General features: G+C 66.8%; 14 protein-coding genes and 1 tRNA gene. 9 read left to right on the top strand and 6 right to left on the bottom strand.

Annotation, left to right across the window (positions count from 1 at the left end):
• Positions 1–13: 13 nt before the first annotated feature.
• Both Q0568_RS06320 and Q0568_RS06315 read right to left on the bottom strand, forming a co-directional pair.
• Positions 14–511 (bottom strand): FHA domain-containing protein, encoded by a 498-nt coding sequence (locus tag Q0568_RS06320; protein ID WP_298863977.1) that lies wholly within the window; start codon positions 509–511, stop codon positions 14–16.
• A complete protein-coding gene (locus tag Q0568_RS06315; protein ID WP_298863974.1) occupies positions 508–1,212 on the bottom strand; it encodes a DUF3662 and FHA domain-containing protein in 705 nt (234 codons plus the stop codon). The genes Q0568_RS06320 and Q0568_RS06315 overlap by 4 nt, the downstream gene beginning before the upstream one ends.
• A gap of 199 nt (positions 1,213–1,411) precedes the next feature.
• Between Q0568_RS06315 and Q0568_RS06310 the strand changes: the two genes are divergently transcribed.
• A tRNA-Leu gene (locus Q0568_RS06310) sits at positions 1,412–1,495 on the top strand.
• Positions 1,496–1,574: 79 nt separating this feature from the next.
• Here the strand turns inward: Q0568_RS06310 and Q0568_RS06305 are convergent.
• Together Q0568_RS06305 and Q0568_RS06300 are read right to left on the bottom strand one after the other, a co-directional pair.
• Complete coding sequence (locus Q0568_RS06305) at positions 1,575–2,858, bottom strand: tyrosine-type recombinase/integrase (protein ID WP_298863972.1); 1,284 nt, start codon at positions 2,856–2,858, stop codon at positions 1,575–1,577.
• Between the two features lie 52 nt (positions 2,859–2,910).
• Positions 2,911–3,414: a hypothetical protein gene (locus tag Q0568_RS06300; protein WP_298863969.1), complete on the bottom strand. Its 504-nt coding sequence runs from the start codon at positions 3,412–3,414 to the stop codon at positions 2,911–2,913.
• Positions 3,415–3,602: 188 nt separating this feature from the next.
• On the opposite strand from Q0568_RS06300, the gene Q0568_RS06295 reads away from it, so the two are divergent.
• From Q0568_RS06295 to Q0568_RS06285, 3 genes are all read left to right on the top strand, one after another.
• The gene (locus Q0568_RS06295; RefSeq protein ID WP_124970892.1) at positions 3,603–3,827 is read left to right on the top strand and encodes a helix-turn-helix domain-containing protein; all 225 of its coding nucleotides are present in this window, start codon (positions 3,603–3,605) and stop codon (positions 3,825–3,827) included.
• Between the two features lie 112 nt (positions 3,828–3,939).
• On the top strand, positions 3,940–4,146 hold the full coding sequence (locus Q0568_RS06290) for a hypothetical protein (protein ID WP_206475471.1): 207 nt from the start codon (positions 3,940–3,942) through the stop codon (positions 4,144–4,146).
• A 16-nt stretch (positions 4,147–4,162) separates the two neighbouring features.
• A complete protein-coding gene (locus tag Q0568_RS06285) occupies positions 4,163–4,951 on the top strand; it encodes a Fic family protein (RefSeq protein WP_298863951.1) in 789 nt (262 codons plus the stop codon).
• Positions 4,952–4,999: 48 nt separating this feature from the next.
• Here the strand turns inward: Q0568_RS06285 and mobF are convergent, their stop codons facing one another.
• Positions 5,000–8,452: a MobF family relaxase gene (mobF, locus tag Q0568_RS06280; RefSeq protein ID WP_298863949.1), complete on the bottom strand. Its 3,453-nt coding sequence runs from the start codon at positions 8,450–8,452 to the stop codon at positions 5,000–5,002.
• A 335-nt stretch (positions 8,453–8,787) separates the two neighbouring features.
• A complete protein-coding gene (locus Q0568_RS06275; protein WP_209705296.1) occupies positions 8,788–9,084 on the bottom strand; it encodes a metal-sensitive transcriptional regulator in 297 nt (98 codons plus the stop codon).
• A 120-nt stretch (positions 9,085–9,204) separates the two neighbouring features.
• Here Q0568_RS06275 and Q0568_RS06270 point away from each other — a divergent pair, with 120 nt between their 5' ends.
• The 5 genes from Q0568_RS06270 to Q0568_RS06250 all read left to right on the top strand — a co-directional run bounded on the left by Q0568_RS06270 (position 9,205) and on the right by Q0568_RS06250 (position 12,868).
• The gene (locus tag Q0568_RS06270) at positions 9,205–9,390 is read left to right on the top strand and encodes a hypothetical protein (RefSeq protein WP_206475469.1); all 186 of its coding nucleotides are present in this window, start codon (positions 9,205–9,207) and stop codon (positions 9,388–9,390) included.
• Positions 9,391–9,416: 26 nt separating this feature from the next.
• The gene (gene trxA, locus Q0568_RS06265) at positions 9,417–9,791 is read left to right on the top strand and encodes a thioredoxin (RefSeq protein ID WP_209705297.1); all 375 of its coding nucleotides are present in this window, start codon (positions 9,417–9,419) and stop codon (positions 9,789–9,791) included.
• Positions 9,792–9,998: 207 nt separating this feature from the next.
• Complete coding sequence (locus tag Q0568_RS06260) at positions 9,999–11,417, top strand: MBL fold metallo-hydrolase (RefSeq protein ID WP_298863933.1); 1,419 nt, start codon at positions 9,999–10,001, stop codon at positions 11,415–11,417.
• A 21-nt stretch (positions 11,418–11,438) separates the two neighbouring features.
• The gene (locus tag Q0568_RS06255; RefSeq protein ID WP_206475466.1) at positions 11,439–12,230 is read left to right on the top strand and encodes a sulfite exporter TauE/SafE family protein; all 792 of its coding nucleotides are present in this window, start codon (positions 11,439–11,441) and stop codon (positions 12,228–12,230) included.
• A gap of 17 nt (positions 12,231–12,247) precedes the next feature.
• The gene (locus Q0568_RS06250; RefSeq protein ID WP_298863924.1) at positions 12,248–12,868 is read left to right on the top strand and encodes a DUF4395 domain-containing protein; all 621 of its coding nucleotides are present in this window, start codon (positions 12,248–12,250) and stop codon (positions 12,866–12,868) included.

The following is a 12,868-nucleotide window of genomic DNA, read 5'->3' as shown; positions in this document are numbered from 1 at the left end:
CGGGATGCGGGCCCTACGCTCGCAGCTCGAAGGTCGTGGCGCCCACCTTGATGGGGGTGCCGATCTGCACCTGCACGGGCTTGTCGCTGAGCTTCTGGCCGTTCAGGAAGGTGCCGTTGGTGGAGCCCAGGTCCTGCAGTGTCCAGATGTCGCCGCGTCGGGTGAGCCTGGCGTGGTGGCTGGAGGTGTAGTCGTCGCGGATCACCAGGCCGGATTCGCTGGAGCGCCCGATGGAGAGCGAGTCGGCGGTGCCCAGCGGCACGTCGAGGCCCTCCTTCGGTCCGGAGGTGATGACCAGGTGCGAGGCGGCCTTGGCGTGTGAGCCGCTGCTGGGGCGCGGCGCCTGGTGCACGGGCGCGGGAGGCGCGGTTGCCGCGGCTTCGCCGGCCGGCATCTTGCGCACGCGGACGCCGAACAGATCGGCGCGCAGCGAGTAGACCACCGCGAACACGAAGAACCACAGCATCACCAGGAAGACGATCCGCAGCACCAGCAGCAGGAGCTCGCTCATCGCAGGGCCCCCGTTCTGCTCCCCTGAGTGCCCGAGCCCGTCGCGGGGACGACGCGGAAGGTCAGCTGGGTGCGCCCGATGGTGAAGGTGGACCCGGGGCCGAGTGCGGCCTCGCGCACCTTCTGGCCGTCGACCTTGGTGCCGTTGGTGGAGCCGAGGTCGCGCAGCATGGCGCGCTCGCCGTCCCACAGCACCTCCGCGTGGCGGCGGCTGGAGCCGGCATCCGAGATGGTGATGGTCGCGTCGCTGCCGCGGCCGATGATGGTGCGCGCGCTGGTCAGGACGTGCTGCTTGCCGTCCACCTCGACCACGCCCTGCCAGGTGACGCCGCTCTCCACCGAGGAGGAGCTGACGCGCACCGTGCCGGTGGCGACGTGCTCGTCTGCCTCGATGATGATGTGCAGCGGGCCGGCGAAGCTGTAGCCCTGGGTGCGGGCGTGCTTGGTCAGCAAAGCGTAGAGCTCGTCGTTCAGGGCGCCGCCGAGTCCCCGCATCCGCTCGTCATCGTCGGGACTGAGACGCACGAGGTAGTCACTGGGGGTGATGATGCGGTCGCGGCTGACCACGGCCGCTTTGGTGTCGGCCTCACGGCGCAGGGCGGAGGCGATCTCGACGGGCTGGATGCCGCTGCGGAAGGTCTTGGCGAACGCGCTGTTCACTGCGCGCTCGAGACCTTTCTCAAAGCTGTCAAGTAGTCCCACAAGGTTCCTCTGGCATGCCGACTGGTACGGCCATCGTAGCCAGCCCCGCTGAATGCGCGCTTCATCGGACGTGATTCCGGCGGGATGGCGGGGACGGACGCTGCCTGGAGAGGTGACGCGCGCGGGGTGCGCGCGGAGTATGAGTCAGGCGTTTCGTCATGTTAGTGTTAGCAGGTTGAGTTCTCCGGAGCGAGACACTGCGCGAGTGGCGGAATAGGTAGACGCGCTGGCTTCAGGTGCCAGTGCCTGCAAGGGCGTGGGGGTTCAAGTCCCCCCTCGCGCACACGAATGAAATGGCCCCTGACCTGGGATTCTATCTCTCAGGTCGGGGGCCATTCGTGTTGGAAGTGCTAGAAAAAGTGCTAAGCGTTCCCGAGGTGGGCGGCGAAGCGGTCTACTGCCGACCTCTGCATGGTCGGGGTGACGTGGGAGTAGATGTTCATCGTCGTGGTGATCGTTGAGTGCCCCAACCGCTCTTGGACGACCTTGGGGTGTTCGCCGAGTTCGAGCAGCAGCGTCGCGTGGGTGTGACGCAGACCTTTGATGGTGACGCGGTGCAGGCTGTCGTACTTCGCGGTCACCCACTTGAGGCGGCGATCCCAGCGGCTCGTCATGGCATCGGGTGAGCGGAGCTTGCCGTCGTCGTCTCCGAACACATAGGCGTCGGCTTTTGCCAGCTCGAACGAGACCTCGGCGCGGGCGACCTTGTAGCTCGCGAGGACTTTGAGGGTTTCGGCGTCCACGTCGATCACGCGGGCGTTACCGGTCTTCGGGGGCTTGGTCTTCGTCCAGTCGTCGGTGTCGACCGCGCGGCGGATACTGACCCGCATCGCCTTGCTGTTGATATCGCTCCACTTGAGCGCCAGGGCTTCACTGCGCCTCATTCCGGTGCACGCGATGAGTTGCCACATGGGGAACAGTTCGTCTTCCAGTTCATCGCGGTTCCAGGTGAGGAACAGGGCGAGCTGTTCGGCCGTCCAAGTGGCGATTTCGGGTTTCTGCGCCCGCACCTCACTCGTGGTCGGGGCCTTGACGGTGCGCTTCTTCTTCGCCGGGTTCACGGTCAGGTGTCCGTCGTCAATCGCGGCGTCGAGGATCGCACCGAGTACGACATGCACCTTGTGGACGCTGTTGGCCGACAGGGGCTTGCCCTTGCCGTACTCGTCCTTGCGGCCGTGGTCTTCGAGGTCGCGATAGTGGCGGGCGATCCTGGTGGCGGTGAGTTTGTCGAGCCGGATCGTGCCGAGCTGGGGCTTGATGTGGTTGCGGATGATCTTCTTGTACCCCTTGATCGTGGATGCCGCGAGCTTCAAACCGGCCGCCCACTCATCCGCGTACGCGCCAATGGTGGGCACCTTGCTTCCGAACTTCTCGTTCTGCTTTCGCTGCTTCAACGCTTCCTGCAAGGCGTCGTTGGCTTCGTCAGTGCTGGTGAACCCGGAACGGGTGAGACGGCGCGATCCCATCTCGGGGTACTCGGGGTCTTTCAGGACGTAGATCTGGAACCGCCACCTTTTGCCCTTGTCGGTCTCGTAGCCCTGGATCGAGCCGGGCTGCCGGGAACGGGAACGACGTGCTGGTTTCACCTCCTCGCCTGTGGTGTTTGCGCCGGGTTCGTGCCCGGCGGTCGTGGTCTTTCGTGCCATCACTGCATCCTTTCTATTGGGTCGCCGGTTGCGCCAAGGTGCGCCGGGGCGGCTATTCGGTGCTGTCGGGGGCGAGGCGGTCGAGGAAGTCGGGGCCGCTGAGTACGCGCCCGGTCGGGTCGATCTGCTCACCTCGCACCCTGATGAACCGTGCGCGTTCCCGCTGCTCCGCGAGGCGCTGCCTATAGGTCTCGGTGCTCGGGAGTTGGTCGCTGCCGGGGATGTTGAGGGAGGACTCGTAATACTGGATGCGGTTCTGGCAAGCGAACCATTCCTGCTGCCAGTAGTGCAGCAGCCCCTCCGGGGTGAGTTTGAGCGAACCCTGCATCCACTTCTCGATCTCTTCCGGCAGATACTCCCCAGGTACTCCCGTCACGCCGCTTTCTGCGTCGGGTGGGGTGAGGAGCGCCGCCGGGGTGGTGCGCAGCAGGTAGGCGATCACGGTGAGGTCGTCCACGTCGACGCGGCGATCCCCGGCTTCGAGCTTGCTGATCCCTGACGGGGAGAGTTTCCGCCCCGCGTCGTCCAGCAGCTTCGACATGGTGCGCAAGTCCATGCCGATCGCTTGGCGGGCCGCGCGGATGTTCCCGGCGACGTACTGGTTCGTGTGTCCTGGCGGGTTGCCCCGCACCCTCTCTGTTTCCATACTAAGAACATACACGGTTGTACTTGACACAGCAAGGTTTGGCTTCTACCGTGGTAGGCACCCCCCAATCTCCCTGTATCGGATCGGACGGTGACCTCATGCGGCAGAGCACCCTGGACATGGACGACCTCCGCAAGCGGCGCAGCCTGGTCATCACCCGCAAAGAAGCCGCCGAAGCGCTCGGGGTCGATCCCCGCACGATCACCACGAGCATCAACGAGGGCACGATCCCGCATGTGAAGCTCGGGCGTCGCATCGTGATCCCCCGCGAGAAGTTCCTCGCCCTCTTCGCCGACACCGCGCCCGAGCACGACGGGTCGTAGGCGGCGCGCTGTGGCGGTGCCGATTCGGCACCCCCGCGCCGAGTTCTCGGAGGAATGTCGGCGGAGCGACGTAGACTGAACCCGTAACGCCGACCACAAGGAGGCACCCCGTATGGCTACGAAGACTCGCGTATCCGAGGCGCACGTTCAGCGCGTCCTTGCGGAAGTGCAGGCCGGGCAGCAGACCGCGGGCGAGGAAATGACTCCCGAGGGTGTGCAGCTTCTGGCTCGTCAGGTGCGCGGAGAGATCACCGTAGACGAGGCCGTCGCAGTGATCGCCGCTCGCACCCGCGCACGCCTGGCCGCCCGCACCGTCTGAACCGTATTGCGTCGCGATGCCTGATCGGTATACCTATCCGGGCAGCGACGTTCTCGTCAACAAGTTCGGCGTCACCGGCTATGACGATTGGAAAGACGCCGAGGTCGACTTCATTGGCGCCCGCATGGGTGCCTTGCGTGAGCATCCGATCCTCGGCGGGTACGACCTTGCGCACCTGCAAGCGATTCACGCCTATCTGACGCAGGATATGTACTCGTGGGGCGGTGAGATACGCGACACCGACACCCACCCCGGCGGTACCGGTATCGCGCACTGCCGCCCGCAGTTCATCGTGCCCGAGGCCGAGCGCATCTTCGGTATCCTCGCCGGGAGTAACTGGCTGCGCGCGCTCGACGCTGACGAGTTCTCTGAGGGGCTGGCCTGGGTATGGGGCGAGACGACAGCGATCCATCCATTCCGGGATGTGAACACCCGGAGTCAGCACGTCTTCTTCAACCAGCTCGCCCGCGATGCCGGATGGATCATCGACTGGTCGCAGATTCCCGGCGACGTGTTCGCCCACGCCCGCACCCTCGCCATCGTTCAAGACCCCTCGGGCCTGGACGCGCTGATTCGCCCGAGCCTCGTCACTGTCGAGGACGCCGAACAGCACGACAGGCTGATGGGGTTGCTGCAGGAACATGCTCAGGGCTTCACGACACGCAAGAGCACCCGTGACCCTGCCGTGCTCGACCGGGAACTGAACGCCGCGCGCGAACGCCGCCGCACCCTGCCTCCGCTGGATGCGTTCGGACACGACGCCCCGCCCGGCGGCGACCGGGGCGGCCCGAGCCTCGGACGGTAGCCGAGGGCAAGGGCGCGATGCGCCCGCGGCAGCCCCACCCGTGCAGTGTCACAGGCCGCGTGCCGGGCCGTCGTGCCGGGGCGCGCTCCGGTGCCGCTCCTCATGGCCGTGCGACATGGCGCGCTCCCGCTCGGCACGCCGAGCTTCCCACGCGGCCTGTGCTGCGCGGGTCTGCTCGATCCTCTCTGCGGCCTCGGCCGGGGAGAGCGCGCGCAGCAGGGCGGCTTCCTCCCGCGCCTGTTTCGCGGTCTTCGCTGCTGGTGCGGCTTGCTGCGCGGGGCTGGCGGTGAGGTACGCCTGCTGATTGCGGATCACGGTCTCCGCGCCGAACACTCGCGCGTATGCTGCCAGTCGTTCCGTGTGTGCGCGCTCTGGCCGGTGCAGCAGCGCGTCGCGTGCCGCCCGGTGCTCCTGCTCGGCGTCGATCACGCGCGGGTCGCTGTCGATTCGGGGCCGGGTGACTCGCTCCACCCACGCATCGGCGCGTTCGTTCCATCTCGGCGGTTCACCCCACTCGCCGGTCACCTGCTGGCGTGCCTCGGCGGTTCGCGTCTGGGCGTTCGCGTGTTCGTCGCGGGCGCGGCGCTTCCCGAACCACGCCGCCACCCGCACCTGCTCGCTGGCTTCCTGTTCAGCGGCGTCGGCCTGCTCCCAGTCGGCGAGTGCCCCTTTCGCCGCGGAGACGATCGGCGCGGTGACCTCGGCGCGCACTTGCTCGGCGCGCTGCCGTGCGGACTGCTCGGCCGCTCGCGCCCTCTCCCGTACCTCGGTCTCACGGTCGCTGAGGTCGGCAAGAGCGGCGCTGACCTGTTGCCAGCGTGCCGCCTGCGCCTCAGCCGTCTCCGCACGCTTGTCGAGCGCCGCAATCTCATCGTTCACGAACCGCACGGGGCCGTTCTCGACCAACCCGGCCACGTCCTCGACGGCGCGGCGGGTCGCGTCGGCAAGTCCGCGGTCGGCACGGTCGCGATCCATCACCTCGATGAACTGCGCCCTGGCGTCAGCCTGGCTCTCGGCGACGACGTGCAGCATGTTCGACTCTCGCCCGCGGGTCATGCCGACGTACACGTCCGCGGCACTGGTGGCATCGGTGAGGATCGTGTGCGACCCGGCGACGGTCGCGCCCTGCACCCCGTAGGCGGTCGCCGCATACGACAGGTGCGCGTGCTCGGCCACATAGTCGGCAGGGAGGCGCAGGGTGCGCTGCCGCTTCCGCCCGCTCCCGGCCTCGCGCACGGAGAGCGCGCCATCGTCCTCGACGTGCTGCACGACCCATCGCTGCCGATTCGCCACCCCAATGCTGGCGTTGTTCTTCCGCGTCTGAATCACATCCCCGGCCCCGATAGGCAGGCCGTCGCTGCCGTACACGGTCGTCGAGTCGTCGACGACACCGTGCGAGACTCGTTCCTCGCGGATCCGGGCATTGATAGTGCGGGCCTCGTCGTTCGTGCTGACAGTGATCGCTTCGCCGTCCTGCCGCTCCTGGGCGATATGCTCGCCCGCCTCGTCGCCGCTCTCGTGCAGACGGATCAGCCCGAGGCTTGTGAGCTGGTCGAACACTTCGCCGGGCTGTTTGCCGTCGCGCATCCGTAGCGTGACCTCAGCGTAGGCGGGGGCGGTGAAGCGGTGCACCTCGGCCATATCGAACGCGCGCCCCCGAATGTGCGCGGCCATATCGAGCACACCGCCACGACCGACTGCGGCGAGCTGCGCGCGATCCCCGATCAGTGCGACCGTCGCGCCCGCCTCGGCGGTGACGGTCAGGAGGGCGATTGCGGTGTCCTGGTCGAGCATCCCGGCCTCGTCAACGATCACCCGCTCCCCCCGCACCAGCCGCGCATCCTCGGACGGGCCGCGATAGGTGCGCCCGGTCTCGGGGTCGGTGTCGCCGGGTGCGAGGCGCGTCCATACGCCATCGACGTTCCAGCGCCACCCGTGGGCGTGCACGAGCGCCGCAACACTGGTCGCGGGCACCCCGAGTTCGTCGTGTGCGACCTGCGCGGCGCGCAACGTCGGCGCAACCACCCGCGACGCCCTCCCGTGCTGCGCCGCGACCTCGATTGCGACACTGAGCATCGTGGTCTTGCCCGCGCCCGCGGCACCCTCCACGACCACGAGCGGATCAGTCGATGCAACGGCAGCGGCGGCGCGCTCCTGCCCCGCATCCAGGCCCCGCGCCCTTGCCGCGTCGTGCCCGTCGGGGTGCTTCGGTTCCCGCTTCGGCACTCGTGCGGTCAGGAGATCGCGCAGTTCTGTCTCGGCCTGCACGACGCGCAGGCTTGTGAGGTGCGCCACATGCTCCGGTGTCGGTGCGCCGGGCGGGAGGATCGAGAAGCAATCCTCCATCGCCAACGCCGTTGCAATGCGCACGAACTCGCGTATCTCGTCGGGTGCAGCTTGCACGCCGTACTCCGTCATGATCCGGGTCGCGTGCTCCTGCACCGTGTGCCGCGTCCACGCCGAACTACTGGCGGCGCACCGATCCAGTGCCCGGTTCGCCACGGTCTGCACGGAGAGGTCATCCAGCGACACCGGCGCACGACGCACGGGCCGGCGCAACGTCTCCGGGTCGTAGCCGGCGTCTCGCAGCTCCGTCGCCCAAGCGTGTTCTTCGCGGAGGGTGGTGGGCTTCTTCGCAGGCCGCTCATACGCCCACGCTTTCGCCGCGAGCCGGGCCGAGACGACCGGCCCCACAGTCTCGCCCGAATGCGCCGCCTCCCACTCCGCTTCAAGCCGTTCAAGATGCTTGCGGACTTGCTCGCCGCGCTTGCTCATCACGCCGTTGAACCGCTCGAGCTCGACCACCTCACCCGATACCCGATCAAGGGTCAGGCCGTGCCGATCCAGCACCTCCGCCAGCCCCGGATGCGCGGCGATCACGGCGGTGCCGAGAGCGCGGATCGCGCCCTGCTGCCGGAACAACGCCGCCGTATCCAAAGCTCGCCACTTCCCGGCCGCCCACACGCGGGTGCCGATCTGAAAGTGGATATGCCGGTGCGGATCACCCGCCCGCGACGTGCGGTGCGACACCGCGACCGTCTGCAACTGCTGGACGGGCACGACCTCCTGCTTGCCGCGCGGCCCGACGCGGGTCGCGGAGTGCTGGGCGAGCCACCGCTGAATCTCCGCCACCGCGTCCTGCTGCGCCCGGTCGAGAGCTTCGGAGACCTCCGGGTGGAGCGCTGCGGCGATCGAGAGCGACTTCGGGGCGTTCACCACCATCTCCGCAAACCTGGGCGACCCCCGCCGCCCCTCGCCCGGCAGACGGGGCCTGCCCATCGACTCACCCGTGAGCGGGTTCACCCAATCCACCCAACCGGAGTAAGCCTCCGGGCCGAGCCCCAACGCCGCGGTCGTGTTGCCGTCGCTGTCGAGCGCGGTGAACGCCGCCACAGACGCATCCGCGCCGAGATAATAGTCATCGGCACGGGAGCGATCGGCCTCGACATAACGGCGCGCGTCGGCTCCGGTTCCCCGGAACAGGATCACGCCGCCATGCATGGGATCACCACCTGACGTTTCTACTACAGAAACTGACGTATCTATCACGGTAGCATACGTTCATTCAGAAGAACAAGGGGAAGATCAATGCTGTCGGCGCGTGTAGTGGGCTAGGTGCGGGTTGTGGTGGGCATGCCACAGGGGTGCATGTGAAAACGGGAAGATCAAGCTGTGGCATCGATGTTGACCACGACCCCTTCTGGATGGTCGCGCAGTATCTTGTGAGCGCACGATCGATCAGAGTGAAATTGCCCTCCGTTGACACCGTCACGCTAACGAGCCTTCGCGAGTGGGGATGTGATGGAAATCCCCGCGGGTTAGGTTGAGGCCGACGGCTAGGCGAGCGTGAGAAAGAGTTTCTCGAGTTCGTCTTGATCGGGGGCGCCCTCCTTGCCTGGGTGGTTCAAGCATTCTTTCAATGCGCTGGAGATCACAAGGAACCCCGCCCGGTCGAGCGCCTTGGAGACGGCGGAGAGCTGCTGCACGACATCGCGGCAGTGCGCGTCCTGCTCCACCGCGGCGATGACCGCGGCGAGCTGCCCGTGTGCACGACGCAAGCGGTTCACCACCTTGCGCTTCGCCTCCGCATCATGCTGAGCAGGAATAGGGTCTGCTGTTGTCTCATGCCCCATGACCTCTGCCTCCTTCACTGTGTTGAAACGACCTGACTTGACAAACATAATACCCCCCTGGGTATAGTTATCCTATTCCGCAGGATACCCCCTGGGGTATATAGAACCAAGGAGAGCGTGATGTGTCGAGCGGTGACCTGTCGTACATGCAGGAAGACGACCTGGGCGGGATGTGGGCAGCATGTCGCGATGGTGAAGGCGGGCGTGCCCGCATCGGACTGGTGCAACGGCAAGCACACTCAGGCGCAAATCGATGCCGCGAAGGCAAACCGGGGCGGGTTCTTCTCCCGCCTGTTCGGCCGCTAAACCGCAGAGAAGGAACGGAACAGGCAATGGCTACGAGGAATCTGACGCTGGACACCTTCGAGGGTGCCGTGAACGGTGATGGCATCGTGTTCGTCGATTTCTGGGCGGCGTGGTGCGGGCCGTGCCGGGCATTTGCCCCCACCTTCGAGCGCGCCTCCGAGCAGCATCCAGACATTGTGTTCGGCAAGGTTGACACCGAGGCCGAGCAGCAGCTCGCAGCGAGCTTCCGCATCAGCTCGATCCCGACTCTCATGGTGTTCCGCGACGGGATCCCGGTCTACGCCCAGCCTGGGGTTCTCCCTCCTGCGCAGCTCGACCAGCTCATCCAGGGCGCCCGTGACCTCGATATGGACGACGTGCGTCGGCAGATCGCCGAGCGCGGCACGCAGCCCGCCTCCTGAAACCGGCTGAGATCCACTCATCCATCCAGCACATCGTCAGAAGGACCCTCATTATGTGCGCACGAATCACCTGCTCTGCCTGCGGCAGGCCCACCTGGACCGGCTGCGGCGAGCACATCGAGGATGCCCTCTACGGCGTACCCGAGGCCGACCGCTGCACCTGCAACTGACTCCTGAATCACTACATCACTCGAGAAAGAACTGATCATGCTGCTCGAACGCATCTATGACGAGGATCTCGCACAGGCGAGCTATTTCATCGGCTGTCAGGCGAAGGGCGAGGCCATCGTCATCGATCCCCGCCGCGACATCGATGTCTACCTCGACCTGGCCGTGAAGAACGGCATGCGAATCGTCGCCGTCACCGAGACGCACATCCACGCCGACTACCTGTCGGGCACCCGCGAACTCGCTGCGAGAACCGGCGCCCGGATGTACGTCTCCGACGAGGGCGGGCCAGACTGGACGTACGGCCCCGACTTCGACAGTGCCGTGCGCATGAAGCACGGCCACCGCATCCGACTCGGCAACATCACCGTCGAGGCCTCGCACACGCCCGGGCACACGCCTGAGCACCTGTCGTTCCTCATCACCGACGGGGCGCAGGCGAGCGAGCCGGGTTTCATGCTCACCGGCGACTTCGTGTTCGTCGGCGACCTCGGTCGCCCCGACCTGCTCGACGAGGCCGCCGGGTTCGTCGACACCCGCTTCCGGGGCGCGAGGGATCTCTTCGCAAGCCTGCGCGACCGCTTCCTCACCTTGCCCGACTATGTGCAGGTGCTGCCGGCGCACGGCTCCGGTTCGGCGTGCGGCAAAGCGCTCGGCGCGATCCCTGCGTCGACCGTCGGCTACGAGCGAAACTTCTCCTGGTGGAGCCAGTATCTGAAGAACGACGACGAACAGGGCTTCGTCGATGAACTGCTCAGCGGTCAGCCGGATGCTCACGCCTACTTCGGCCGCATGAAGATCGAGAACAAGATCGGCCCAGCCGTGATCGGCGATATGCCCGAACTCGTTGAATACACGGCAAACGAACTCCGGTCGGCGCTCGATGCCGACTCCGTGATCTTCGTGGACACCCGCCACAACAGTAAGGTGCACGAAGGTACCGTGGAGCGCTCCCTGAACATCCCGGGCGTCGCGAAGGCCGCGAGCTACGGCGCGTGGGTCTATGATCCGCAGATCGAGGATCGCCCGCTCGTGCTCCTCGCCGGCTCGCTCGAAGAGGCGCAGCAGATGCGCGACCACCTGATGCGGGTCGGCATCGACACGGTACGCGGCTACATCACCTCACTCGACGGCCTCGAACTCGTCAAGCCGAAGCTCGTGCAGCCGGAGGCTCTCGACGGCTTTGACGGGGTGATGCTGCTCGATGTGCGCAACCGCACCGAGTACGCTGAGGGCCACCTGCCAGATGCCAAGCAGCTCTCCGGCGGTCGCGTGCTCTGGAACCTCGACCTGCTGCCCGAGCCCGAGGCCGGCACGATCGTCACCTACTGCCAGAGCGGTGTACGCAATAGCGTCGCCGCCAGCGCGCTGCGCCGTCAGGGGTATGACATCGCCGAACTCGACGGTAGCTACGCGGCCTGGGCAGCGCGCCCCGGCAACCAGCCCGTCACCGCCTGACCGGCGCACTCAGGAGTCCGAGTGGAACCCCATCTGATCGTCATCGCGCTCGCTCTGGCGGCGCTGGTCGGCGTGTCCCTCGGGCTCCTGGGCGGCGGCGGATCGATCCTCACCGTCCCGATCCTCGCATATGTGCTGGGGATGGAACCGCGCGAGGCGATCGCCGCGTCTCTCTTCATCGTCGGCGCGACCAGCGCGGTCGGCATGATCGGCCACGCCAGATCGGGACGTGTGCGCTGGAAGACCGGGGCCCTGTTCGGTATCGCGGGCATGGCCGGCGCGTTCGCGGGCGGCCTGCTCGGCGGGTTCATCCCCGGGGTGGCGCTTATGATCCTGTTCGCCATCATGATGATCGTCACCGCGACCGCCATGATCCGCGGTCGCAAGGATCGCGGCGGCGCGGCGCGCGCTGCGGATCACCCGAGGCCGATCCTGCGCATCCTCATCGACGGGCTGCTCGTCGGCATCGCCACGGGCCTCGTCGGTGCGGGTGGTGGCTTCCTCATCGTCCCCGCACTCAACCTGCTCGGCGGCCTGCCCATGGCGATCGCGGTGGGCACCTCGTTGCTCGTGATCGCGATGAAGTCGTTCGCGGGACTCGGCGGCTACCTGTTCTCGGTGCAGCTGCACTGGCCGATCGTGCTCGCTTTCACGGCGACCGCCGTCGCGGGGTCGTTCGCGGGCGTCGCCCTGGCCGGGCGCATCCCCGGACGCGCGCTCCGTAAAGGGTTCGGCGTGTTCGTGCTCGTAATGGGAGCCTTCGTGCTCGTCCAAGAAGCCCCTGCGTTCCTGTCGTTGTTCACCTCAGCCTGAAACGGAAGACGCCTCCAATGATCGCTGACGCCTCAAGCGCCGAAACCCGAGCCTCGCGCATCGGCCGAGTCGTCCCCGGGCACGCGATCCCCGTCATCGACGAGCGGGCTGTGCGCGCGGCCGCGGGAATCATGTTCCTGCTGGGCGGGGCCGCATTCGCGACGGCGTTCTTCACCGGCTCGGCACAGCCGCTGCAGCCCTTCGGCATGTTCTTCATGATCGACATGCTTTTGCGTGTGACCGCAGGTGACCGCTGGTCGCCCACGCTGATGCTCGGCCGCCTTGCGGTGAAAGGGCAGCGCCCGGAATGGGTCGGCGCACCGCAGAAGGAGCTCGCATGGTGGCTGGGCTTCGGCCTCGCCCTCGTCGCCTGCGCGAGCATGGGCCTGTTCGCGGCACCGCTCTGGATCCCCCTCGCGCTCTGCGGCTCCTGTCTCACTCTGCTCTTCCTCGAGACCGCGTTCGGCATCTGCGTCGGCTGCGCCCTACAGAGCCGTTTCAGCAAGCAACCGCCCAAGTACTGTCCGGGCGACACTTGCGATACGGGTTCCAGCACCCACTTTGCTGCGCCCTGGTCTGCGCCAGTCGGACACCCGACCCCTGAACCATCCGTCACCACCAGACCAAAATCAAGCTGA

It is taken from the genome of uncultured Microbacterium sp. (genome assembly GCF_937927635.1).
Classification (GTDB): domain Bacteria; phylum Actinomycetota; class Actinomycetes; order Actinomycetales; family Microbacteriaceae; genus Microbacterium.
This window is presented reverse-complemented; position numbering and strand designations above follow the sequence as displayed.

Coding starts and splice junctions, on each gene's coding strand:
- Q0568_RS06320 (WP_298863977.1), bottom strand. CDS start 511: ATGAGCGAGCTCCTGCTGCTGGTGCTGCGGATCGTCTTCCTGGTGATG.
- Q0568_RS06305 (WP_298863972.1), bottom strand. CDS start 2,858: ATGGCACGAAAGACCACGACCGCCGGGCACGAACCCGGCGCAAACACC.
- Q0568_RS06300 (WP_298863969.1), bottom strand. CDS start 3,414: ATGGACTTGCGCACCATGTCGAAGCTGCTGGACGACGCGGGGCGGAAA.
- Q0568_RS06295 (WP_124970892.1), top strand. CDS start 3,603: ATGCGGCAGAGCACCCTGGACATGGACGACCTCCGCAAGCGGCGCAGC.
- Q0568_RS06290 (WP_206475471.1), top strand. CDS start 3,940: ATGGCTACGAAGACTCGCGTATCCGAGGCGCACGTTCAGCGCGTCCTT.
- Q0568_RS06285 (WP_298863951.1), top strand. CDS start 4,163: ATGCCTGATCGGTATACCTATCCGGGCAGCGACGTTCTCGTCAACAAG.
- mobF (WP_298863949.1), bottom strand. CDS start 8,452: ATGCATGGCGGCGTGATCCTGTTCCGGGGAACCGGAGCCGACGCGCGC.
- Q0568_RS06275 (WP_209705296.1), bottom strand. CDS start 9,084: ATGGGGCATGAGACAACAGCAGACCCTATTCCTGCTCAGCATGATGCG.
- Q0568_RS06270 (WP_206475469.1), top strand. CDS start 9,205: ATGTGTCGAGCGGTGACCTGTCGTACATGCAGGAAGACGACCTGGGCG.
- trxA (WP_209705297.1), top strand. CDS start 9,417: ATGGCTACGAGGAATCTGACGCTGGACACCTTCGAGGGTGCCGTGAAC.
- Q0568_RS06260 (WP_298863933.1), top strand. CDS start 9,999: ATGCTGCTCGAACGCATCTATGACGAGGATCTCGCACAGGCGAGCTAT.
- Q0568_RS06250 (WP_298863924.1), top strand. CDS start 12,248: ATGATCGCTGACGCCTCAAGCGCCGAAACCCGAGCCTCGCGCATCGGC.